Source organism: Pseudomonas sp. W4I3, assembly GCF_030816195.1.
In the GTDB taxonomy this organism is placed as follows: Bacteria; Pseudomonadota; Gammaproteobacteria; order Pseudomonadales; family Pseudomonadaceae; genus Aquipseudomonas.
On sequence record NZ_JAUSXS010000001.1, the window covers coordinates 2,346,298 to 2,370,327 of the forward strand.

Consider the following 24,030-nt stretch of genomic DNA (forward strand, 5'->3'; position numbering starts at 1 on the left):
CCCACATTTTGATTTAGGTTGTGTCAGGGGTTATTGCGCGTCAAATGCCTGCCCATTGATGCCCGCACTGTCCGGCCCCATCAGGTACAGGTACACCGGCATGATCTCTTCCGGTGCCGGCCGCTCCATTGGGTTTTCCCCTGGGTACGCCTGGGCCCGCATGCTGGTGCGGGTACCGCCCGGGTTGATGCTGTTGGCACGCACTGCGGCCACATCTTCCAGTTCATCGGCCAGGGTTTGCATCAAGCCTTCGGTGGCGAATTTGGACACCCCATAGGCGCCCCAGTAGGCACGGCCTTTGCGCCCGACGCTGCTGGACGTGAACACCACCGACGCATCCTGAGACAGCTTGAGCAGCGGCAGCAAGGTGCTGGTCAGCATGAACATCGCGTTGACGTTGACGTGCATCACCCGCATGAAATTTTCGCCGGACAACTGTTCGATAGGCGTACGCGGGCCGATGATCGAGGCGTTGTGCAGCAGGCCGTCGAGGTGGCCGAACGCCTTTTCGATCATCGCCGCCAACTCATCGTATTGATGGGGCAGGGCGGTCTCCAGGTTGAACGGGATGACTACCGGTTGCGGGTGGCCGGCGGCTTCGATTTCGTCATACACCTGGGCCAGGTTGGCTTCGGTCTTGCCCAGCAACAGCACGGTGGCGCCGTGGGCGGCGAAGGTTTTCGCCGCTGCCGCGCCGATCCCACGGCCGGCGCCTGTTACCAAAATGATGCGGCCTTTGAGCAGTTCTGAAGGTGCAGCGTAATCAAACATAAATAGCCTCGACAAAATTCAGTATGTGGCTAAAACCCAAACAGTACACAAATCCAAATGTGGGAGGGGGCTTGCTCCCGATAGCTGAGGGTCAGTCACTGTATGTATTGACTGGCCCACTGCTATCGGGAGCAAGCCCCCTCCCACATTTTGGATTTTCATCGGTCAGCGGGATCGGTGAGCGATCAGCAACTGCACAGTGCGTTGTCCAGCACCTTGCGCAGTTCCAGCGGATGGTCCACCACCACATCCGCGCCCCAGTGACGAGGATTGTCGTCCGGGTGAATGTAGCCGTAGGTCACCGCCGCCGTGCGCGTACCGGCATCGCGACCGGACTCGATGTCACGCAGGTCATCGCCCACGAAAAGCACGCTGGCCGGGTCCAGGTCGAGCATCTTGCACGCCAGGAGCATCGGTTCCGGGTCCGGCTTGCTGTTTTTCACGTGGTCCGGGCAGATCAGCACGGCCGAGCGCTCGGCCAGGCCCAGTCGCTGCATGATCGGCTCGGCAAAGCGCACCGGCTTGTTGGTGACCACGCCCCAGATCAGCTTGGCTTTCTCGATGTCTTCCAACAGTTCGGCCATGCCGTCGAACAGCTTGCTGTGGACCGCGCAGTCCTTGAGGTAGCGCTCGAGGAACTCCTGGCGCAGTTCCTCAAAGCCTGGCGACTCCGGGTCCATCGAAAAGGTCACGGCAACCATCGCGCGCGCGCCACCGGAGATTTCGTCGCGAATGTGCTGCGGGTTGACCGGTGCCAGGCCGCGGTCGGCGCGCATGGCCTGGCAGATGGCGATAAAGTCCGGCGCGGTGTCCAGCAGGGTACCGTCCATATCGAAGAGAACCGCTCGCAACTTCACAGGCTTACTCCTCGCGCAGGGTCTGGATCATGTAGTTGACGTCAACATCGTTGGCCAGCTTGTAGTGCTTGGTCAGCGGGTTGTAGGTCAGGCCGATGATGTCTTTGACGGTGAGGCCGGCCTGACGGCTCCAGGCACCCAGCTCGGAGGGGCGGATGAATTTCTTGAAGTCGTGGGTGCCACGCGGCAGCAGCTTCATGATGTATTCGGCGCCGATGATCGCGAACAGGTAAGCCTTGGGATTGCGGTTGATGGTGGAGAAGAACACCTGGCCGCCTGGCTTGACCATGCGAAAGCAAGCGCGAATCACCGAGGACGGGTCCGGCACGTGCTCGAGCATTTCCAGGCAGGTGACCACGTCGAATTGCTCGGGCATTTCCTCGGCCAGGGCTTCGGCGGTGATCTGGCGGTATTCGACGCTCACGCCGGATTCCAGCTGGTGCAGCTGGGCCACGGCCAGCGGCGCTTCGCCCATGTCGATGCCCATCACGGTGGCGCCGCGCAGGGCCATGGCTTCGCTGAGGATGCCGCCGCCGCAACCCCACATCCAGGACCTTTTTGCCGGCCAGGTTGACGCGTTCATCAATCCAGTTGACCCGCAGCGGGTTGATGTCGTGCAGGGGCTTGAACTCGCTTTCACGGTCCCACCAGCGGTGGGCCAGGGCTTCGAATTTGGCGATTTCGGCGTGGTCGACGTTGCTCATGGTGAATCCTCTGAATCTGATAAGTCGGTTTGTCGCGGCTGAACGCACCGGTTCAGCCGCGGCGTTATTCGCTGTGCCCGCTGATGCGTTGGCCCCAGGCAATGGCCGTGGCGGTCAACTGGGGTTCGTCCATGCGGGTCAATTGTCGGTCGTCGAGCAGTTGCTTGCCGGCGACCCACAGGTGTTTCACGCAGTCACGTCCGGTGGCATAGATAAGTTGTGAGACCGGATCGTAGATCGGTTGTTGCGCCAGGCCGGAAAGATCAAACGCCACGATGTCCGCAGCTTTACCCACTTCCAGTGAGCCAATCTGGTGTTCCAGGCCCATGGCCCTGGCCCCGTTGAGCGTCGCCATGCGCAGTGCGCGGTGGGCATCCAGTGCAGTCGCCGAACCTGCGACCGCCTTGGCCAGCATCGCCGCCGTGCGGGTTTCGCCGAGCAGGTCCAGGTCATTGTTGCTGGCGGCGCCGTCGGTGCCGATGGCCACATTGACGCCAGCCTGCCACAAGCGCTCCACCGGGCAAAAGCCGCTGGCCAGTTTCAGGTTCGATTCCGGGCAATGAATGACGCTGGTGTTGCTTTCTACCAGCAAAGCCAGGTCATCCTCGCTGATTTGGGTCATATGAACGGCCTGGAAGCGCGGCCCCAGCAAGCCAAGGCGACCGAGGCGGGCCAATGGCCGCTCGCCGGTCTGTTCCACGGCTTGCTGCACTTCGAAGGCGGTTTCGTGTACGTGCATATGAATTGCAGCGTCCAGCTCTTCGGCGATGATCCGGATCTTTTCCAGGTTGTCATCGTTCACGGTGTAAGGCGCGTGGGGGCCGAAGGTGATCTTGATGCGGGGATGATGCTTGAGGTCGCCGAACAACTCGATGCCCTGACGAATCGCCTCATCGGCGCTGCTGGCGCCGGGAATCGGGAAGTCGAGGATCGGAATGGCGATCTGCGCGCGCATGCCGCTTTTATGCACGCAATCGCTGGCGACCTTGGGGTAGAAATACATGTCGGAAAAGCAGGTGATGCCGCCCTTGAGCTGCTCGGCAATGGCCAGATCGGTGCCGTCGCGCACGAACGCTTCATCGACCCACTTGGCCTCGGCGGGCCAGATGTGTTTTTCCAGCCAGGTCATCAGCGGCAGGTCATCGGCCAGGCCCCGAAACAGGCTCATCGCCGCATGCCCGTGGGCGTTGATCAGGCCTGGGCTGAGCAACATGCCGGGCAGCTCGCGCACTTCGCTGGCTTCCAGTTTGAGCGCCGCCGCCCGTGGCCCGATAAACACGATGCAGCCGTCGCGGATACCCAGGCCATGCTCTTTAAGCACTACGCCAGCGGGTTCGACGGGGACCAGCCAGGTCGGCAGGAGCAATAAGTCGAGCGGGGCGGCAGTGGGCGTCATCGCAGGCTTCTTCCTGGGCAGCTATAAAAGAAGGGCGAAGTATACCCGAGCGTCCTGGCTGGCGGATCGCTATAATCGGCGGCTTTTGTTCATGAGTACGGGGTAAGGGATGCGCGATCGACTGTTGGCTGCAGAGAAGGTGAAGGCCATCGAGTGGCGTGATGGCGTGCTGCACCTGCTCGATCAGCGCGCGCTGCCGTCTCGGGAAAGCTGGGTGGTCTGCTCGACCGCAGGCGAGGTGGCTGCCGCCATTCGCTCGATGGTGGTGCGCGGCGCGTCAGCCATCGGCATCAGCGCCGCCTATGGCCTGGTGTTGGCTGCCCGCGAGCGCATGGCTGAAGGCGGCGACTGGCAAGCGGCGTGGGAAGAAGACTACGCATTGCTGGCCGATAGCCGTCCCACTGCCGCGAACCTGTTCTGGGCGCTCAAGTGCATGCGCGAACCGCCTCGACCGTCTGAAGCCGCACGCCGATCCGTTGGCGGTGCTGGAAGCAGAAGCCATCGCCATCCACGAAAGTGACCGCGAAGCCAACGTCGTCATGGCCCAGTTGGGCATGGAGCGGATTCGCAAGCATCAAGGCAATGCCCAGGCGATCCTCACGCATGGCAACGCCGGTGCATTGGCCACGGGTGGTGTCGGCACGGCCCTCGGGGTGATTCGCGCGGCGTTTCTGGAAGGGCTGGTCGAGCAGGTCTATGCCAACGAAACCCGTCCCTGGCTGCAAGGCTCGCGCCTGACGGCGTGGGAACTGGCGGGCGAGGGTATCCCGGTGACGGTGAATGCCGACTCCGCCGGAGCGCATATCCTCAAGACCAAAGGCGTGACCTGGGTGATAGTGGGCGCTGACTGCATCGCGGCCAATGGCGACGTGATCAGCAAGATCGGTACGTATCAGTTGGCGGTGTGCGCGATGCATCACGGCGTACGCTTTATGGTGGTGGCGTCGAGTTCGACCCTCGATCTGATGATGGCCACTGGCGATGATGTCGCCCTGGAAGAGCGTGATGTGGGTGAGTTGCTGGAGGTTAATGGTCAGCAGTTGGAGGCGCAGGCCTTCAATCCGGTTTTCGATGTCACCCCGGCCGACCTGATTGATGTGATCGTTACCGAGAAAGGCGTGGTGGAGCGGCCGGATGCGGCCAAGCTGGCCAGGTTGATGTGCCGTAAGCGGCTGCATTGAGGGTTGTGGTGTCTGTTAAATAGCTATCGGGAGCAAGCCCCCTCCCACAGTTGATTTGTGACCACATTCAACGTGTGGGAGGGGGCTTGCTCCCGATTGGCCCTTGAAGTCAATAAATCTTCCAGATTTACCCTCAAAAAATAGCACCACCCCACCTCTGAGCCTCTCTCGTCCCCCTCAAGCCTGTCATTCATCAAATTACTAGCCTCCATGCGCATCAGGGGGATAGGTGCGTGGCGGCGATTGTGATAACATCCGGCGGTTTCCAGGACCGCCCCGAGGGGTTGTCCATAACGTGCAGATCCGTGTCATAACTCGTTGATTTGTCGTAAGTCGTTGTCAGGCACCGTGCCGGCAGCGGCGAGCTTCGTTCGTCCCATATGGATGTGACGAGGTTTCACCCGAAAAAGGAATCAGGCTTCTCATGGGCGAACTGGCCAAAGAAATCCTCCCGGTCAATATCGAAGACGAGCTGAAACAGTCCTACCTCGACTACGCGATGAGCGTAATTGTCGGTCGGGCACTGCCTGATGCGCGCGATGGCTTGAAGCCCGTGCACCGGCGTGTGCTGTTCGCGATGAGCGAGCTGGGTAACGACTGGAACAAGCCGTACAAGAAATCTGCCCGTGTTGTCGGTGACGTGATCGGTAAGTATCACCCTCACGGCGACACCGCGGTGTACGACACCATCGTTCGGATGGCCCAGCCATTCTCCCTGCGCTACCTGCTGGTAGACGGCCAGGGCAACTTCGGTTCGGTCGACGGCGACAACGCCGCGGCCATGCGATACACCGAAGTGCGCATGACCAAGCTGGCGCACGAGCTGCTGGCCGACCTGCATAAAGAAACCGTGGACTGGGTGCCGAACTACGACGGCACCGAAATGATCCCGGCTGTCATGCCTACCCGAATCCCCAACCTGCTGGTCAACGGTTCCAGCGGTATCGCCGTTGGCATGGCGACCAACATCCCGCCGCACAACCTCGGTGAAGTCATCGACGGTTGCCTGGCCCTCATCGACAACCCTGAGCTGACTGTCGATGAGCTGATGCAATACATCCCCGGCCCGGACTTCCCGACCGCTGCGATCATCAACGGTCGCGCCGGTATCATCGAAGCCTACCGCACCGGCCGTGGCCGCATTTACATGCGCGCCCGCTCGATGATCGAAGACATCGACAAGGTCGGTGGCCGCCAGCAGATCGTCATCACCGAACTCCCGTACCAGTTGAACAAGGCGCGTCTGATCGAAAAGATCGCCGAGCTGGTCAAAGAGAAGAAGCTCGAAGGCATCACCGAGCTGCGCGACGAGTCCGACAAAGACGGCATGCGCGTGGTGATCGAGCTGCGTCGTGGCGAAGTGCCTGAGGTAATCCTCAACAACCTCTACGCCCAGACCCAGCTGCAAAGCGTGTTTGGTATCAACGTTGTCGCGCTGATCGACGGCCGCCCACGTATCCTGAACCTCAAGGATCTGCTGGAAGCCTTCGTGCGTCACCGTCGCGAAGTGGTCACCCGCCGCACCGTGTTCGAGCTGCGCAAGGCCCGCGAGCGCGGCCATATCCTGGAAGGCCAGGCGGTTGCGCTGTCGAACATCGACCCGGTGATCGCCCTGATCAAAGCCTCGCCAACCCCGTCGGAAGCCAAGGAAGCGCTGATCAGCACGCCTTGGGAATCCAGCGCCGTGGTGGCCATGGTTGAACGTGCCGGCGCCGACTCGTGCCGTCCGGAGACCCTGGACCCGCAATACGGTCTGCGCGAAGGCAAGTACTTCCTGTCGCCGGAACAGGCCCAGGCCATCCTGGAACTGCGCCTGCACCGCCTCACCGGCCTGGAACACGAGAAACTGCTGGCCGAGTACCAGGAGATCCTCAACCAGATCGGCGAGTTGATCCGCATCCTCAACAGCGCCGTGCGCCTGATGGAAGTGATCCGCGAAGAACTCGAAGTGATCCGCGCCGAATACGGCGACGTGCGTCGCACCGAAATCCTCGATGCACGCCTCGACCTGACCCTGGGTGACATGATCCCGGAAGAAGAGCGCGTAGTGACCATTTCCCACGGTGGCTATGCCAAGACCCAGCCATTGGCGGCCTACCAGGCCCAGCGTCGTGGCGGCAAAGGCAAATCGGCTACCGGCGTGAAGGATGAGGACTACATCGCTCACCTGCTGGTCGCCAACAGCCACACCACGCTGCTGCTGTTCTCCAGCAAGGGCAAAGTGTACTGGCTGAAGACCTACGAAATCCCTGAAGCCTCCCGTGCTGCCCGTGGTCGCCCACTGGTCAACCTGCTGCCGCTGGACAGTGATGAATACATCACCACCATGCTGCCGGTCGAGGAATACACCGAAGGTCACTTCATCTTCATGGCCACCGCCAAAGGCACCGTGAAGAAGACCCCGCTGGAATCCTTCAGCCGTCAACGCAGCGTGGGCCTGATCGCCCTGGAGCTGGATGAAGGCGACGTGCTGATTTCGGCAGCCATTACCGACGGCGAGCGCGAAGTGATGCTCTTCTCCGACGGCGGCAAGGTCACGCGCTTCAAGGAATCCGACGTTCGCGCCATGGGCCGTACTGCCCGCGGTGTACGTGGCATGCGCCTGCCAGAAGGGCAGAAGCTGATTTCCATGCTGATCCCGGAAGAAGGCAGCCAGATCCTCACCGCTTCCGAGCGTGGCTACGGCAAGCGTACCGCCATCAGCGAGTTCCCGGAGTACAAGCGTGGCGGCCAGGGCGTGATCGCCATGGTCAGCAACGACCGCAACGGCCGTCTGGTCGGCGCGGTGCAGGTGCTCGACGGCGAGGAAATCATGCTGATTTCCGACCAGGGCACACTGGTACGTACTCGTGTGGCAGAAGTGTCGAGCCTGGGCCGTAATACCCAGGGCGTGACCTTGATCAAGCTGGCCAAGGACGAAAAACTGGTCGGCCTGGAGCGTGTGCAGGAGCCTTCGGAAGTCGAAGGTGAAGAGCTCGAAGGCGAGGAATTTGACGGCGAGGTGATCGCAACCGGCGATGACAACGTCGACGAGCCAACCCTCGATGCTGCCGCAGACGAAGAAGAACCGCAGGAATAAGCGGGCACACAGGGGGCGGATGAAGATTCGCCCCCTTGTTGTTTGTCCCCTTGGAAATAACAACGCCGCCCCTGTAGGAGCGAGCTTGCTCGCGAAAATCGCCAACGATAACGCGGGCTACCTGATACGCCCTTGTGCTCTCGGGTTTTTCGCGAGCAAGCTCGCTCCTACAGTGTTTGATTTCAGTCCCACCAGATCAGAGAGATTGGATGTGAGCAAGAGAGCCTATAACTTCTGTGCCGGTCCCGCGGCGCTTCCTGAAGCAGTCCTGCAGCGCGCGCAGACTGAACTCCTCGACTGGCATGGAAAAGGCCTCTCCGTGATGGAAATGAGCCATCGCAGCGATGAGTTCGTGTCCATCGCCACCAAGGCCGAGCAGGACCTGCGCGACTTGCTGGGCATCCCTTCCAACTACAAAGTGCTGTTCCTGCAGGGCGGCGCGAGCCAGCAGTTCGCCCAGATCCCGTTGAATCTGCTGCCGGAAGGCGGCACGGCGGACTATATCGATACCGGTATCTGGGGTCAGAAGGCCATTGAAGAAGCCTCCCGCTACGGCCATGTCAACGTGGCGGGCACCGCCAAGCCTTATGACTACTTCGCCATTCCCGGTCAGAACGAATGGAAGTTGTCGAAGGACGCGGCTTACGTGCACTACGTCGCCAACGAAACCATCGGTGGCCTGCAATTCGATTGGGTGCCGCAAGTCGGCGACGTGCCGCTGGTGTGCGACATGTCTTCGGACATCCTCTCGCGCCCGATCGATGTGTCCAAATACGGCATGATCTACGCCGGTGCGCAGAAAAACATCGGCCCGAGCGGCATTTTGGTCAACATCATCCGCGAAGACCTGCTGGGCCGTGCCCGTTCGGTGTGCCCGACCATGCTCAACTACAAGGTCGCGGCTGATAATGGCTCGATGTACAACACCCCGCCGGCGTTCGCCTGGTACCTGTCGGGCCTGGTGTTCGAATGGCTCAAGGAGCAGGGCGGCGTGGCTGCCATGGGCAAGCTCAACGAAGTTAAAAAACGCACGCTGTATGACTTCATCGACGCCAGCGGCCTGTACAGCAACCCGATCAACCTCAGCGACCGCTCGTGGATGAACGTGCCGTTCCGCCTGGCTGACGACCGCCTGGACAAACCCTTCCTGGCCGGCGCCGACGAGCGTGGCCTGCTGAACCTCAAGGGCCACCGTTCGGTCGGCGGCATGCGCGCCTCCATCTATAACGCTGTCGACATCCACGCGATCAACGCGCTGGTTGCCTACATGGCAGAGTTCGAAAAGGAACACGGCTAATGTCTGAGCAAGAACTCAAGGCCCTGCGTGTACGCATCGACAGCCTGGACGAGAAAGTTCTGGAGCTGATCAGTGAGCGCGCACGCTGCGCCCAGGAAGTGGCGCGGGTGAAGATGGCGTCCCTGGCGGAAGGCGAGGTGCCGGTGTTCTACCGGCCCGAGCGTGAAGCCCAGGTGCTTAAGCGTGTGATGGAACGCAACAAGGGCCCGCTGGGCAACGAAGAGATGGCGCGGTTGTTCCGTGAAATCATGTCCTCGTGCCTGGCCCTCGAGCAGCCGCTGAAAGTGGCTTACCTCGGCCCGGAAGGCACCTTCACCCAAGCGGCGGCCATGAAGCATTTTGGCCACGCCGTGATCAGCAAGCCGATGGCGGCCATCGACGAAGTGTTCCGCGAAGTGGCGGCCGGTGCGGTGAATTTTGGCGTGGTGCCGGTGGAAAATTCCACCGAGGGTGCGGTCAACCATACGCTGGACAGCTTCCTCGAACACGACATGGTCATCTGTGGCGAAGTCGAACTGCGCATCCACCACCACCTGCTGGTGGGCGAGAACACCAAGACCGACAGCATCAGCCGGATCTATTCCCACGCCCAGTCCCTGGCCCAGTGCCGCAAGTGGCTGGATGCGCATTACCCGAATGTCGAGCGCGTGGCGGTCTCCAGCAATGCCGAAGCGGCCAAGCGGGTCAAGGGCGAGTGGAACTCGGCGGCGATTGCCGGTGATATGGCGGCGGGCCTGTACGGCCTGACGCGCCTGGCCGAGAAAATCGAGGACCGTCCGGACAACTCCACGCGCTTTTTGATGATCGGCAGCCAGGAAGTGCCGCCCACTGGCGACGACAAGACGTCGATCATCGTGTCCATGAGCAACAAGCCCGGTGCGCTGCATGAACTGCTGGTGCCGTTCCATGACAACGGAATCGACCTGACGCGCATCGAGACGCGTCCTTCGCGCAGCGGTAAATGGACCTACGTGTTCTTTATCGACTTTGTCGGGCATCACCGCGACCCACTGATTAAAGGTGTGCTGGAGAAAATCAGCCAGGAGGCCGTGGCACTCAAGGTGCTGGGCTCTTACCCGAAAGCGGTTTTGTGAGGCTTTAACATGAGTGGCAACTTCCTCGCCCTGGCGCAGCCGGGCGTGCAACAACTGTCGCCTTACGTTCCGGGCAAGCCTGTGGACGAGTTGGCGCGCGAGTTGAATCTGGACCCGGCAAAAATCATCAAGCTGGCCAGCAACGAAAACCCGCTGGGCCCAAGTCCCAAGGTGCTGGCGGCGATTCGCGAAGAGCTCGCTGAATTGACGCGTTATCCTGATGGCAATGGCTTCGCCCTCAAGTCGCTGCTGGCGCAAAAATGCCGGGTGGAGCTGAGCCAGGTAACCCTGGGCAACGGCTCCAACGACATCCTTGAGCTGGTCGGTCGTGCCTATCTGGCGCCGGGCCTGAATGCTGTGTTCAGTGAGCACGCATTTGCGGTCTACCCGATCGTCACCCAGGCCGTAGGCGCTGATGCCCGCGTTATCCCGGCAAAAGACTGGGGCCATGACCTGCCGGCGATGCTGGCGGCCATCGACGCCCAGACGCGCGTGGTGTTCATCGCCAACCCGAACAACCCCACCGGCACCTGGTTCGACGCGCGGGCGCTGGACGACTTCCTGCAAGCCGTGCCCGAGCACGTGCTGGTGGTGCTGGACGAGGCCTACATCGAGTACGCCGAAGGCGGCGACCTGCCCGATGGCCTGGACTTCCTGGCGGCCTACCCGAACCTGCTGGTGTCACGCACGTTTTCGAAGGCCTACGGCCTGGCGTCGCTGCGGGTGGGCTACGGCTTATCCACGGCGATAGTCGCCGATGTGCTGAACCGCGTGCGCCAGCCGTTCAACGTCAACAGTCTCGCCCTGGCGGCGGCCTGCGCGGCGCTGAAGGATGCCGACTACCTGGCAGAAAGCCGTCGCCTCAACGAAAGCGGCATGCAGCAGTTGCAGGAAGGCTTTCGCGAGCTGGGCCTGGATTGGATTGCATCGAAGGGCAACTTCATCTGTGTCGACCTTGGACAGGAAGCTGCACCGGTGTTTCAGGGCTTGCTGCGCGAAGGCGTGATCGTGCGCCCGGTGGCCAATTACGGCATGCCGAATCACCTGCGTGTCACCATCGGCCTGCCGGCTGAGAACAGCCGCTTCCTGGAGGCGTTGGCCAAGGTTCTGGCTCGTGGTTGATGTCACTGCATTGCAACCTGCCGTGCCTATGATTGGCCGCTTGGTGGTGGTCGGTCTCGGGTTGATCGGCGGTTCCTTCGCCAAAGGCCTGCGCGAGAGCGGGCTGTGTGGCGAAGTGGTCGGTGTGGACCTGGACCCGCAATCGCGCAAGTTGGCGGTGGAGCTGGGGGTGGTGGACCGCTGTGAGGCGGACCTGGCCATCGCTTGCCAGGGCGCCGACGTGATCCAGTTGGCCGTGCCAATTCTGGCCATGGAAAAGCTCTTGGCGATTTTGGCCGGCCTGGATTTGGGCAGCGCGATTCTTACAGATGTCGGCAGTGCCAAGGGCAACGTGGTGCGCGCGGCGCAACTGGCGTTTGGCGAGATGCCGCCGCGCTTCGTACCGGGTCATCCGATTGCCGGTTCCGAGCAGAGCGGGGTGGAGGCGTCCAATGCGCAGCTGTTTCGCCGGCACAAAGTGATCCTGACGCCGCATGCGCAGACCGACCCTGCGGCGTTGGCCGTGGTGGATCGTCTGTGGCGGGAGCTGGGTGCTGATGTGGAACACATGCAAGTCGAGCGTCACGACGAAGTGCTCGCGGCCACCAGTCATCTGCCGCATTTGCTGGCGTTCGGCCTGGTGGATTCGTTGGCCAAGCGCAACGAGAATCTGGACATTTTCCGCTATGCCGCTGGAGGCTTTCGCGACTTCACGCGCATTGCCGGCAGCGATCCGGTGATGTGGCACGACATCTTCCTCGCCAACCGCGAAGCGGTGTTGCGCACCCTGGACACCTTCCGCAGCGACCTCGATGCCCTGCGCGATGCGGTGGATGCGGGCGATGGTCATCAACTATTGGGCGTGTTCACTCGCGCGCGGGTGGCGCGTGAACACTTCAGCAAGATCCTGGCGCGCCGGGCCTATATGGAAACCGCAGTGAACACCGATGACCTGACCTTCATCGCCAGTCCCGGTGGCCGCTTGAGCGGGCGCATTCGGGTGCCGGGTGACAAGTCGATCTCCCATCGGTCGATCATGCTGGGCTCGTTGGCCGATGGCGTCACCGAAGTCGAAGGCTTCCTTGAAGGTGAGGATGCCCTGGCGACCTTGCAGGCGTTTCGCGACATGGGCGTGGTGATTGAAGGGCCGCACCATGGTCGTGTGACCATTCATGGTGTGGGCTTGCACGGCTTGAAGCCTGCGCCGGGGCCGATCTACCTGGGCAATTCCGGTACGTCCATGCGGCTGTTGTCCGGTTTGCTGGCGGCGCAAAGCTTCGACAGCGTGCTGACCGGCGATGCGTCGCTGTCCAAGCGCCCGATGAGTCGCGTGGCCAAGCCGCTGCAGGAAATGGGCGCGGTGATCGAGACCGGGCCGGAAGGACGCCCACCGCTGACCATTCGCGGTGGCCAAGCGCTCAAAGGCTTGAATTATGTACTGCCAATGGCCAGTGCCCAGGTGAAATCCTGCCTGTTGTTGGCCGGACTCTACGCCGAGGGCAAAACCTCGGTCACCGAACCTGCACCGACCCGGGACCACACCGAGCGTATGTTGCGCGGTTTTGGTTACCCGGTGGTGGTGGAGGGCGCGACGGCGTCGGTTGAGTCCGGGCATGGGCTGACCGCTACCCATATAGAGGTGCCGGGGGATATTTCCTCTTCGGCATTTTTCCTGGTCGCGGCAACGATTGCCGAGGGTTCCGAATTGTTGCTGGAGCATGTGGGCATCAATCCGACCCGCACCGGGGTGATCGATATCCTGCGCCTGATGGGGGCGGATATCACCTTGGAAAACCCACGCGAAGTGGGCGGCGAGCCGGTTGCCGACTTGCGTGTGCGCGCCGCGGTACTCAAGGGTATCGAGATTCCCGAGGCGCTGGTGCCCTTGGCGATCGATGAGTTCCCGGTACTGTTCGTTGCCGCCGCCTGCGCGCAGGGGCGGACCGTACTGCGTGGTGCCGAGGAGCTGCGAGTGAAGGAGTCCGATCGAATCCAGGTCATGGCCGACGGTCTGTTGGCGCTGGGTGTGAAGTGTGAACCGACGCCTGATGGGATTATCATTGACGGTGGCCCGATAGGCGGTGGCGACGTAGATGCCCAAGGTGATCATCGGATTGCCATGGCGTTCAGCGTGGCGTCCCTGCAAGCGGCGGCGCCGATTCGTATCCATGACTGTGCCAACGTCGCTACATCTTTTCCGAATTTTCTTACACTGTGTGCCCATGTCGGCATGCGTGTAGCCCAAGAGGCTCAATTGTGAATATCAAAGCACCGGTGATTACCATCGACGGGCCAAGCGGCTCGGGCAAAGGCACGATCGCCGGCATCCTGGCCAAGCGCCTGGGCTGGTGCCTGCTGGATTCCGGCGCGCTGTATCGCCTGCTGGCGTTCGCTGCGCGTAACCATGGCGTCGACCTGACCAACGAAGAGTTGCTGACGAAAATCGCTGCTCATCTGGACGTGCAGTTCATCGCGGCGACCGACGGTCAATTGCAGCGCATCATTCTTGAAGGTGATGAAGTCAGTGATGTGATTCGCACCGAGAGTATTGGTGCCGGCGCTTCCCAGGTCGCGGCTCTGCCGGCGGTGCGTGACGCGCTGCTGCAGCGCCAGCGTGCGTTTCAGGAGCCGCCGGGGCTGGTGGCCGATGGCCGCGACATGGGCACCGTGGTGTTTCCCGAGGCACCGCTGAAGATTTTCCTGACCGCCAGCGCCGAAGAGCGTGCCCGTCGCCGCTACTTGCAGTTGAAGGGCAAAGTCGATGGTGTTAGTCTGTCGAGTCTGCTAGATGAGATCCGTGCACGCGATGAGCGTGATACCCAGCGTGCGGTAGCCCCGCTCAAGCCGGCGGCTGACGCCATACAGCTGGATTCCACGGAGTTGTCCATCGAGCAGGTGCTGGAACGCATCATGAGCGAGATCGCCATTCGCGATATCGCCGGGTGACCAAGAAGGCTGCAGGGGACCAGTCATAGTCCTGCGGTGCTTCTTTTAATTGAAACTGACCCACGCCGTCTGGGGTGTGGAGATGGGCGTATTCTTCGCCCTTATCAACAGGAATTAAAATGAGCGAAAGCTTTGCGGAACTCTTTGAAGAAAGCCTAAAAACCCTGAACCTTCAGGCAGGCTCCATCATCACCGGTGTTATCGTTGATATCGATTACCAAGCTCGCTGGGTAACCGTTCACGCTGGTCTGAAGTCTGAAGCTCTGATCCCGCTGGAACAGTTCTACAACGATGCTGGTGATCTGACAATCAATGTCGGTGACGAAGTTCACGTTGCTCTGGACTCGGTTGAAGACGGTTTCGGTGAAACCAAGCTGTCCCGTGAAAAAGCCAAGCGCGCTGAATGCTGGATTGTTCTCGAAGCAGCCTTCGCAGCTGAAGAAGTGGTCAAGGGCGTTATCAACGGTAAGGTTAAAGGCGGCTTCACTGTCGACGTTAACGGCATCCGTGCGTTCCTGCCAGGTTCTTTGGTCGACGTTCGTCCAGTGCGCGACACCACGCACCTGGAAGGCAAAGAACTCGAATTCAAAGTCATCAAGCTCGACCAGAAGCGCAACAACGTTGTCGTTTCCCGTCGCAGCGTGCTGGAAGCAGAGAACTCCGCCGAGCGTGAAGCTCTGCTGGAATCCCTGCAGGAAGGCCAACAAGTCAAAGGTATCGTCAAGAACCTCACCGATTACGGCGCATTCGTCGATCTGGGTGGCGTCGATGGCCTGCTGCACATTACCGACATGGCTTGGAAGCGTATCAAGCATCCTTCCGAAATCGTCAATGTTGGCGACGAGATCGATGTCAAGGTTCTGAAATACGATCGCGAACGCAACCGTGTTTCCCTGGGCCTGAAGCAACTGGGTGAAGATCCATGGGTCGCTATCAAAGCCCGTTACCCAGAAGGCACTCGTGTTACTGCACGTGTTACCAACCTGACCGACTACGGCTGCTTCGCTGAGCTGGAAGAAGGCGTTGAAGGCCTGGTACACGTTTCCGAAATGGACTGGACCAACAAGAACATCCACCCTTCGAAAGTCGTACAAGTCGGCGACGAAGTGGAAGTTATGGTTCTGGACATCGACGAAGAGCGTCGTCGTATCTCTCTGGGCATCAAACAGTGCAAATCTAACCCATGGGAAGATTTCTCTGGCCAGTTCAACAAGGGCGATAAAATCTCCGGCACCATCAAGTCGATCACCGATTTCGGTATCTTCATTGGTCTGGACGGCGGCATCGACGGCCTGGTTCACCTGTCCGACATCTCCTGGAACGAAGTTGGCGAAGAAGCTGTTCGTCGTTTCAAGAAGGGCGACGAGCTGGACACCGTTATCCTGTCGGTTGACCCAGAGCGCGAGCGCATCTCCCTGGGCATCAAGCAACTGGAAAGCGATCCGTTCTCCGAGTACGTTCAAGAGAACGACAAAGGCGCAATCGTTAAAGGTACAGTGAAAGAAGTTGACGCCAAAGGCGCCATCATCACTCTGGCCGACGATATCGAAGCGACTCTGAAAGCCTCCGAAATCAGCCGTGACCGCGTTGAAGACGCGCGCAACGTTCTGAAAGAAGGCCAGGAAGTAGAAGCCAAGATCATCAGCGTTGACCGCAAGAGCCGCGTAATCCAACTCTCCATCAAGTCGAAAGACGAAGTGGAAGAGAAGGAAGCGATCCAGAGCCTGAAAGAAGCTCCGGAAGCTGCTGCTGATACCACCATGGCGGCACTGCTGCGCCAGGCAATGGCTAAGCAGAACTAAGTTCTGTAAAGCTGTAGAGAAAGGGCGACTTCGGTCGCCCTTTTTTGTGCATGAAATTTGATGAATCAACAACGCCGAACCAAGGCATTCAGCCCACGGTCAGAACTGGCTATAGTCTTTAAAAAGACAATTCGCGTTACTGATTTTATAAGGGTTTGAATGAACAGGATTCTCGTTGTACTCGCGTTAGTCATACTTGTGGGTTGTTCAAGCACCAGCGCCAAGACTCACGTCAAGCGAGGTGTCAGCGGCATTGAGGTCGATTGCTCTGGGCTTGGCAACAAGTGGGAGAAATGCGAGAAGCGTGCCGCTCGTGAGTGCAAGATGCAGGGATACAAAGTCATCACTCGTTCCAGTGATGCGGCGGACGAAGAAGGCGACTTTCCGTTCGGCTGGAATCCCGCCGGCGCCGTGACACGCACCATGCTGGTGATCTGTAAGTAAGTTCTTGGCCTGGGTAGAGGGTGTTTATTCAGCCAGCAAATAAGTTGTTATACAGGCTGTTCAAATTCATCAACTCATGCTAAAACCTTCGGAGCGCTTTTCCTAGCTGCTTGAAAAAGAAGGGAAAAATATGACGAAGTCGGAGTTGATCGAACGAATTGTCACCCATCAAGGGCTGCTCTCATCCAAGGATGTGGAGCTGGCTATCAAGACCATGCTCGAGCAAATGTCCCAATGCCTGGCCACCGGAGATCGCATCGAAATCCGCGGCTTCGGCAGCTTCTCCCTCCACTACCGCGCCCCGCGCGTAGGCCGCAACCCTAAAACTGGCCAATCCGTCAGCCTCGACGGCAAGTTCGTTCCCCACTTCAAGCCGGGCAAGGAATTGCGCGATCGGGTGAACGAAGAAGAGGAAGAGGGCGTCTGAGTGTTTTTGGTGTAGGAGAAGGATATGCGTGGGGTTAGGCGCGTTGTTGCGGTATTGGTTGCAGTGCTTGCAGCGTTGGTTGTTTTGGCGTTTGTGCTGGAGAATCAGCAGGGTGTTGCGCTGTCGTTCCTGGGGTGGAGTACTGTGCAGATGCCGGTGGCGGTGTTTGTGGTGGTGGCTTTGATTGTGGGGATGTTGATTGGGCCTCTGTTGGGGGTGGTTGTGCGCAGGCGTAGGCATAAGTCGGTTGCCTAGAGGATCGCCTAGCGCGATGCGATCGGATAGCCGTCGGGGTGACCGTTTGTCAGTAATTCCATTCCGGTAGACGATCGGAGTCTACACAACTGCCTGCCTACGTTGCCCCCCCCCTACTTTGCGACGCATCCCCTAAAAAGTCAGATTTGTCTGACATACATGTCAAGTCTTGTAATATGCCAGAGAGATGGCAGAATGGAATCTGTTCTCGATAACAGGCATTTTGTGCGCTCAGAATTCGGCAGAGACGCTGGGTTTTGGCGGTTATCTAATTAAAATAAAAAATACGCAATTTTGTCTGCATAACGAGCCCGCAGTTTCTCTTGAAGGCAGGTTTTTGTTGTGAGTAGTAGCTTTCGCATCCCCCCTACATCGTCGCAGGGCGAAGTTGACATTTCCTCGGTTTTTCGAGCGCTGTGGTACCAGAAAACGCTTGTTCTATCGGTGACCTTCGGAATAACCCTGATTGCGGCAGCCTATGCTTTTACTGCGACTGCAGAGTACGAAGTAAGTAGTGTTCTGCGCCCTGCAGCTATTAATGAACTCGACGCCTTGAATCGCTCGGAAGTTTATCAACTCCCGCCAGGGGATGCGCTCATTAAGGTCGGTTCCTCTCTTGAATCTTATGAGACCCGGCTTAATTTCTTTAGGGCTAACCAGGCTTTGTTTAAACCATTCGAACGTCCTGGTAGGACGCTTGAGCAAAGCTTTGATGTGTTTAATCGTGATTCTCTTAAGCTGGTTCTTCCTGATCCGAAAAAGTCTGATTCTCTAAGTGCATACATCGGTCTTGGGCTTATATATACAAAAGGTATTGATGGTGTAAGTATTCTCAATAAATTTGTTGACTACGCAATTGAGGCTGAGCGCGAGCAGATTGCTGCAGACCTGCGGGTCATTGTTCAAAACCGTCTGACCGAGCTGGAGGGTAAGATCGAAGCTGCGCGATCTAGCTATAAGACGGAGAAAGACGCGCGCATAGCGACGCTTCAAGAGGCTGATAATCTTAAGCGAGCGCAGTTACAAGATGAGTTAAAAGCACTGCGTCAGCAAATAAAGACTGCTCGGCAAGATCGGATTTCGCAATTGGGTGAGGCAATCGAAATTGCTCGGTCTCTTGGGATTTCAAAGCCTACGACGCCGTCCGCATTGAGTGAGAGAGGTGCCGGCTCGCGCGAGACTAGCGTAATGCGCACGGAGATTAATAACCAACAAATACCTCTCTATTTTATGGGTGTTGAAGCGTTGGCAGCTGAGCGCACAGCTCTATTGCAGCGAAAGACTGATGATTTCACTGAAGGCCGGATCGCCCAAATTGCTCGTGAGTTACAGCTGTTGCAGAGCAATCGTGAGATTGAGGTGCTGAAACAGCGCCAAAATGAAGATCTCTTTCTTTCGGGGGTTGAACCTCTTAGAGCTGAGGTTGTGCGCCTGAAAAATTTAGGCAATCTTGACATCAGCAATATGAAGCTGGTGACGGTGGACCGCAAAGCCCTTGAGCCGCTGCGTCCAATTAACCCCAAGAAAGCATTGATATTAACGATTGGATTTTTATTAGGGGGGATTTTGGGCGTCTTGGCCGGGTTGATTAGGCATTTTGTCATCAGTGGGCGGCGGTAAAAGGAATTACTGCTTCGCTCTCCAGCGCTGTAGGCGAGTCAGTGCACGGGGCTGCGATGTGTTAATTCTGCAGTCCCAAAAAAATAATGAATTATGACGACAGGTAAGTCATGGGCCATTAGTGGTTTCGCTTCAAGCCACCGTCGCTGAATTTTCAATTGGCGAAGCTGATTTCAACCAAAGGCTCGATGACAGGCAGTATTCGGATTTCTCGAGTAAGGATCTGCTGCTCTCTCTGCTTCATTTTCGGAAGCCTTTGCCATTTGACGCGATTTCAAATCACCGTCCTGTAGGGGAATTGCTTCTGGGGGCCTGGCGTTTGGGCTTCAGTGCAGGCGTTCATTAGGTCGTCGAGCCTTTTGCGGCTCGTTTTGTTGAATTGGGGTGGGAGCGCTGTATCATCACATTCCCTGCACCTTTACATATTCGATGTAGGCAAGCCTCTTAAGGGGCAATTGGCGGATATGGTCAGATGCCGTACAGGGTTTAGTAGCGTAGCAGTGCTTGCGATGAGCGCCTTGTGGCGCGTGCAGCGATGCAGCAGCACCATTAGCGGGTTCGTTGGCGAAAAAATCAGGAAACCTCCGTCCGAACGGCGGCGGAATCTGAACGTTAAGGATGTGTTTTAGATATGACAATGTTGAAGCGTAAGGGGATTGTTCTTGCTGGAGGTGCGGGTACCCGTCTCTATCCATTGACGCTGGGAGTGTCGAAGCAAATGCTCCCGATCTACGACAAACCTATGATTTTTTACCCGCTGTCCGTGCTGATGCTTGCAGGCATCCGTGAAATTCTGATTATCTCAACGCCCGATGACTTGCCAGGGTTCAAGAAATTATTAGGGGATGGCAGTCAGTACGGTGTGCAGCTGAGCTATGCGGAGCAGCCTAGCCCCGATGGTCTGGCACAGGCATTCATAATTGGCGAAGATTTTATTGGCGAAGATCCTGTGTGCCTTATCCTGGGCGACAACATTTTCTATGGCCAGCATTTTTCCGACAATTTGCGATCTGCCATGTCGCAGGCTTCCGGTGCTACCGTGTTCGGTTACCATGTATCAGATCCAGAGCGCTTCGGTGTGGTTGAGTTTGACCATACTGGACGCGTGCTCAGCATCGATGAGAAACCCGCCAAACCCAAGTCGAACTATGCTGTCACTGGGCTGTACTTTTACGACAACCAAGTCGTGGAGATTGCTAAAAGCATTCGGCCATCCTCACGTGGTGAGCTTGAAATTACCGATGTGAACCGTGCTTATCTTGAGCAGCAAAGCCTCACTGTCGAAATGTTGGGCCGAGGCTTTGCGTGGTTGGATACAGGGACCCATGAGTCGCTGTTAGAGGCAAGTCAGTTTGTACATACGATTGAGCACCGGCAGGGCTTGAAAGTGGCCTGCCTCGAAGAAATCGCCTTCCGTGCAGGCTGGATTACAGCTCAACAATTGGCCATTCAAGCGCAACACTTGAGTAAAACAGGTTATGGGCAATATCTGCGGAACATTTTGACAGAGCATAAGAGCTGATGAAGTTTATAGAGACCAAGTTGGCCGGCGTCGTCATCATCGAGCCCCGCGTGTTCAAGGATGACCGTGGATGGTTTATGGAGAGTTTTAATGAGACGTTGTTTCATGAACAACTCGCTGCCTTAGGCCACCCCATTCCGCGTCCGTTTGTGCAAGACAATCATTCTTACTCAAAAAAACATGTATTGAGGGGGCTTCATTTTCAGAGCGATCCTCATGCTCAGGGCAAGCTGGTGCGAGTTACTGCAGGCAGCGCCTATGACGTGGCTGTTGATATCAGAAAGGGCTCGGAAACATTTGGCCAGTGGGTGGGAGTTGAGCTGTCAGCGAGCAATGGCCGGATGCTTTGGATTCCAGAAGGCTTTGCTCACGGCTTCCTGGCCTTGGAAGACAACACGGAGTTTGTATATAAGACCACTGACACCTACTCCAAGGCCTGCGAGCAATTGATTAACTGGAGCGATCCTGTCATCGGTATCCAATGGCCAGTGACGGAAGGGTTGATCATCAGCCAGAAAGATAACGAAGCGCCATTGCTCTATGACGTAAGTTCTTTTGTGTCCACACTGGCGGGCAATGTGACATCAAGTGAGCTGCAGATTATCGGAGATGATCGTGGCAGCCTGATTGCCTTGGAGCAAGGGCGTGATATCCCTTTCGCCGTCAGGCGAGCCTATTATATTTTCAATACCAAAATGGACATAAGCAGGGGCTCGCACGCACATTTTAGATTGGAGCAGTACATTATCTGCTTATCAGGTAAGTGCCGAATCTTGATCGATGATGGTGTGACGCAGGAATCAATATGGCTGGACGCTCCGAACAAGGCCATCCACATCAAAAAATTGATTTGGCGCGAGATGCACGATTTCAGCGAAGATTGCGTCCTCTTGGTATTTGCAAGCAATCACTATGATGAGGGCGACTATCTGCGAAACTACGATGATTTCATTCGTGCAGTTAAACGATACACTTGATTGAACAGTACACTTGCTGCGAGCTCATGTCAGCGAGCCGGCATTTTTGAGTGCCGGTTGATCAAGCAAGCGGCGTACAGATTTGCAGCGGGTGCAGCATGGGCTGTGCCTGTAAGCACCTAATAACGAAGCACCGACGTCAGGTATTTTTGATGATTCCGTTTCTCGATCTAAAATCATTGAACAAAGCTCATCGTGAAGAGCTCATAGAAGCTGCGACACGTGTCATTGATTCGGGTTGGTACATTCAGGGCGAATGCCTCAAACGCTTTGAGCAGGAGTTTTCAGTCTACACAGGCGCGCTGCACACCGTTGGTGTAGCGAACGGTCTGGATGCATTGACTCTGACCATACGTGCCTGGAAAGAGTTGGGAAAGCTCAAGGATCACGACGAAGTAATAGTTCCGGCCAATACGTATATCGCCACATTACTGGCCGTTACCGAAAATAACCTGACCCCGGTTTTGGTTGAGCCTGACCCAGATACCTATAATTTGAGCCCTAAGAATATCGAGGGTGCGTTGACCGACAAGACTCGGTTAGTCATGCCTGTGCACCTTTATGGGCGGTTGGCTGATATGCCTGAAATTGATGCAATCGCAAAGCGCGAAAATTTGCTTGTCCTAGAAGACTCTGCTCAAGCTCACGGCGCGCAGGTGGCGGGTAGGAGTGCCGGTAACTGGGGAGATGCATCGGGCTTTAGTTTCTATCCTGGCAAGAACTTGGGAGCGCTGGGAGATGCAGGTGCGATTACCTCCAGTGATGCTGAACTGGTCAATATGATTCAGGCATTACGAAACTACGGCTCCCATGAGAAGTACAAGAACCTGGTGCAGGGCGTTAATAGCCGGCTGGATGAAATACAGGCCGCCATGTTGAGCGTAAAACTGAAATATCTGCAGGCGCAGACCGAAGCTCGTCGACGCGTGGCTGCCATCTATATGGCTGGAATAAAGAACCCTTTAATCAAGTTGCCGTTAGATACCAGCGTTGATGTGATGGATTACACCTCACACGTGTGGCATCTTTTTGTGGTGCGATCCGAGATGCGTGACGCACTGCAGCGTCATCTAGCGGAATCCGGTGTTCAAACGCTGATCCATTACCCTATCGCGCCTCATCAGCAACAGGCTTACACACAGTCCGACTTTTACAACAAATCATTTCCTATTACTGAACGTATTCACCGTGAAGTACTGAGCTTGCCAATCAGCCCAGTAATGACCGAAGCGGAGGCTTACCATGTCGTTGAAGCTTGCAACAGCTTTTCTGTAGACGCCTGATATGACGCTGCTTCGGACAAGCTTTCTAAATGGTATTGCCGTCATTATCAAAATGCTCACTTTGCTGGGCATCAACAAAATGCTGGCCATTTATGTAGGGCCTTCTGGTTACGCTGCGTTAGGCCAGTTTCAAAACGCTGTGCAAATGGTAACGACATTTTCGACGGGTGCCATTAGCAATGGGGTGACTAAATACACCGCTGAATATAAAGACGACGAGGAGTCACAGCGCCGAGTGTGGCGCACTGCGGGGACCATTGCATTTATCGGTTCAGTCATAACATCTGTCTTGATTGTTTGCTTCAGCAAACCGCTGGCGGTGTGGTGTTTCAATGACGAGTCCTTGTACAGCGTATTCATATGGTGCGCTGCTACGGTAATATTTTTCTCGTTCAACACCTTGCTGCTCGCTATTCTTAATGGCAAAAAAGAAATCAGTCGCTACATTTTGGCGAACATCGGTGGCAGCATCCTCTCCCTGATGGTGACTATTGTCATGGTTGTACAGTACGGATTGTACGGTGCGTTGATTTCTCTGGTGCTCTACCAATCTATCGCTTTTTTCGTGACGTGCCTGCTTTGCTATAGAACACCGTGGTTTCGGTTTTCGAATCTGCTGGGGCGGTTGGACAAGCAAATTGCTATCAACCTGACAAAATTTACCGCCATGGCGCTCACGACAGCTGCATGTGTGCCGGTGAGCCACATTTTAGTCCGCAACTATCTTGGTTCGGAATATGGTTGGGAGACGGCCGGTTACTGGGAGGCTATGTGGCGCTTAAGTACGGCGTATTTACTGCTCGTGACAACGACGCTGGGTTTGTACTTTTTGCCGAAGTTATCAGAGCTGGTTAATCCAGAGGATATCAAAAAAGAGATAGTGCAAGGGTATAAACTAATCCTGCCTGTTGCGATGATCTCTGGCTTGATGATCTACGTCTTGAGAGATTTTATTATCGGTCTTCTATTCACCAGCGCATTCAGTCCAATGAGAGACTTCTTCGCGTGGCAGATGCTGGGTGATACGCTGAAAATTGCAAGCTGGATACTCGCTTATCTGATGCTGGGTAAGGCGATGGTTAAGATGTATATCGTCACAGAAGTAACTTTTGCGTTCGGCTTTTATCTGTTGACGGTAGTGTTGACGAAGATCGGTGGGCCAATTGGCGTGACGTGGGCGCATGCCGTTAATTACGGTTTTTATTTGGTTGTCATGTACTTTCTTATTTACAGAAAGTTAAATACAAATAACGCGGTATGAGGTCTTTTTTATC

At 57.0% G+C, this 24,030-nt stretch carries 18 protein-coding genes and 3 pseudogenes; 17 read left to right on the forward strand and 4 right to left on the reverse strand.

Annotated features, from left to right (window positions below):
- Nucleotides 1-30: 30 nt before the first annotated feature.
- The 4 genes and pseudogenes from QF045_RS10810 to QF045_RS10825 all read right to left on the reverse strand — a co-directional run bounded on the left by QF045_RS10810 (nucleotide 31) and on the right by QF045_RS10825 (nucleotide 3,728).
- A complete protein-coding gene (locus QF045_RS10810) occupies nucleotides 31-771 on the reverse strand; it encodes a YciK family oxidoreductase (RefSeq protein WP_306492182.1) in 741 nt (246 codons plus the stop codon).
- 185 nt (nucleotides 772-956) lie between these two features.
- The gene (gene mupP, locus QF045_RS10815) at nucleotides 957-1,628 is read right to left on the reverse strand and encodes an N-acetylmuramic acid 6-phosphate phosphatase MupP (protein ID WP_306492183.1); all 672 of its coding nucleotides are present in this window, start codon (nucleotides 1,626-1,628) and stop codon (nucleotides 957-959) included.
- 4 nt (nucleotides 1,629-1,632) lie between these two features.
- A pseudogene (gene ubiG / locus QF045_RS10820) lies at nucleotides 1,633-2,332 on the reverse strand (bifunctional 2-polyprenyl-6-hydroxyphenol methylase/3-demethylubiquinol 3-O-methyltransferase UbiG).
- A gap of 64 nt (nucleotides 2,333-2,396) precedes the next feature.
- Complete coding sequence (locus QF045_RS10825; protein WP_306492184.1) at nucleotides 2,397-3,728, reverse strand: TRZ/ATZ family hydrolase; 1,332 nt, start codon at nucleotides 3,726-3,728, stop codon at nucleotides 2,397-2,399.
- A gap of 109 nt (nucleotides 3,729-3,837) precedes the next feature.
- Between QF045_RS10825 and mtnA the strand changes: the two are divergent.
- The 17 genes and pseudogenes from mtnA (at nucleotide 3,838) to QF045_RS10910 (ending at nucleotide 24,017) form a co-directional block, all read left to right on the forward strand.
- A pseudogene (mtnA, locus tag QF045_RS10830) lies at nucleotides 3,838-4,909 on the forward strand (S-methyl-5-thioribose-1-phosphate isomerase).
- Nucleotides 4,910-5,333: 424 nt separating this feature from the next.
- A complete protein-coding gene (gyrA, locus tag QF045_RS10835; protein ID WP_306492185.1) occupies nucleotides 5,334-7,988 on the forward strand; it encodes a DNA gyrase subunit A in 2,655 nt (884 codons plus the stop codon).
- A gap of 211 nt (nucleotides 7,989-8,199) precedes the next feature.
- Nucleotides 8,200-9,285, forward strand: a complete 1,086-nt coding sequence (serC, locus tag QF045_RS10840; protein ID WP_306494879.1) for a 3-phosphoserine/phosphohydroxythreonine transaminase — start codon at nucleotides 8,200-8,202, stop codon at nucleotides 9,283-9,285.
- On the forward strand, nucleotides 9,285-10,379 hold the full coding sequence (pheA, locus tag QF045_RS10845; protein ID WP_306492186.1) for a prephenate dehydratase: 1,095 nt from the start codon (nucleotides 9,285-9,287) through the stop codon (nucleotides 10,377-10,379). The genes serC and pheA overlap by 1 nt, the downstream gene beginning before the upstream one ends.
- A 9-nt stretch (nucleotides 10,380-10,388) precedes the next feature.
- Nucleotides 10,389-11,501, forward strand: a complete 1,113-nt coding sequence (gene hisC, locus QF045_RS10850; protein ID WP_306492187.1) for a histidinol-phosphate transaminase — start codon at nucleotides 10,389-10,391, stop codon at nucleotides 11,499-11,501.
- A gap of 28 nt (nucleotides 11,502-11,529) precedes the next feature.
- Nucleotides 11,530-13,740, forward strand: a complete 2,211-nt coding sequence (locus QF045_RS10855) for a bifunctional prephenate dehydrogenase/3-phosphoshikimate 1-carboxyvinyltransferase (protein WP_306494880.1) — start codon at nucleotides 11,530-11,532, stop codon at nucleotides 13,738-13,740.
- A complete protein-coding gene (gene cmk, locus QF045_RS10860) occupies nucleotides 13,737-14,426 on the forward strand; it encodes a (d)CMP kinase (protein WP_306492188.1) in 690 nt (229 codons plus the stop codon). Before QF045_RS10855 ends, cmk begins: the two co-directional genes overlap by 4 nt.
- Before the next feature lie 119 nt (nucleotides 14,427-14,545).
- Nucleotides 14,546-16,228 (forward strand): 30S ribosomal protein S1, encoded by a 1,683-nt coding sequence (gene rpsA, locus QF045_RS10865; protein ID WP_306492189.1) that lies wholly within the window; start codon nucleotides 14,546-14,548, stop codon nucleotides 16,226-16,228.
- Nucleotides 16,229-16,387: 159 nt separating this feature from the next.
- Nucleotides 16,388-16,672: a hypothetical protein gene (locus tag QF045_RS10870; RefSeq protein ID WP_306492190.1), complete on the forward strand. Its 285-nt coding sequence runs from the start codon at nucleotides 16,388-16,390 to the stop codon at nucleotides 16,670-16,672.
- Nucleotides 16,673-16,802: 130 nt separating this feature from the next.
- Nucleotides 16,803-17,099 carry an integration host factor subunit beta gene (gene ihfB, locus QF045_RS10875; protein WP_003189779.1) on the forward strand — a complete coding sequence of 99 codons (297 nt, stop codon included), beginning with the start codon at nucleotides 16,803-16,805 and terminating at the stop codon, nucleotides 17,097-17,099.
- Nucleotides 17,100-17,123: 24 nt separating this feature from the next.
- The gene (locus tag QF045_RS10880; protein WP_306492191.1) at nucleotides 17,124-17,354 is read left to right on the forward strand and encodes a LapA family protein; all 231 of its coding nucleotides are present in this window, start codon (nucleotides 17,124-17,126) and stop codon (nucleotides 17,352-17,354) included.
- Nucleotides 17,355-17,696: 342 nt separating this feature from the next.
- On the forward strand, nucleotides 17,697-18,974 hold the full coding sequence (locus tag QF045_RS10885; protein WP_306492192.1) for a Wzz/FepE/Etk N-terminal domain-containing protein: 1,278 nt from the start codon (nucleotides 17,697-17,699) through the stop codon (nucleotides 18,972-18,974).
- 631 nt (nucleotides 18,975-19,605) lie between these two features.
- Nucleotides 19,606-20,496 (forward strand): glucose-1-phosphate thymidylyltransferase RfbA, encoded by an 891-nt coding sequence (gene rfbA / locus QF045_RS10890; protein WP_306492193.1) that lies wholly within the window; start codon nucleotides 19,606-19,608, stop codon nucleotides 20,494-20,496.
- A pseudogene (gene rfbC / locus QF045_RS10895) lies at nucleotides 20,496-21,053 on the forward strand (dTDP-4-dehydrorhamnose 3,5-epimerase); the annotation flags it as partial. The gene rfbA and the pseudogene rfbC, both read left to right, overlap by 1 nt.
- 21 nt (nucleotides 21,054-21,074) lie before the next feature.
- Nucleotides 21,075-21,473: an FdtA/QdtA family cupin domain-containing protein gene (locus tag QF045_RS10900; RefSeq protein WP_306494881.1), complete on the forward strand. Its 399-nt coding sequence runs from the start codon at nucleotides 21,075-21,077 to the stop codon at nucleotides 21,471-21,473.
- 152 nt (nucleotides 21,474-21,625) lie between these two features.
- On the forward strand, nucleotides 21,626-22,756 hold the full coding sequence (locus tag QF045_RS10905; protein WP_306492194.1) for a DegT/DnrJ/EryC1/StrS aminotransferase family protein: 1,131 nt from the start codon (nucleotides 21,626-21,628) through the stop codon (nucleotides 22,754-22,756).
- Nucleotide 22,757: 1 nt separating this feature from the next.
- A complete protein-coding gene (locus QF045_RS10910; RefSeq protein WP_306492195.1) occupies nucleotides 22,758-24,017 on the forward strand; it encodes an O-antigen translocase in 1,260 nt (419 codons plus the stop codon).
- Nucleotides 24,018-24,030 lie beyond the last annotated feature (13 nt).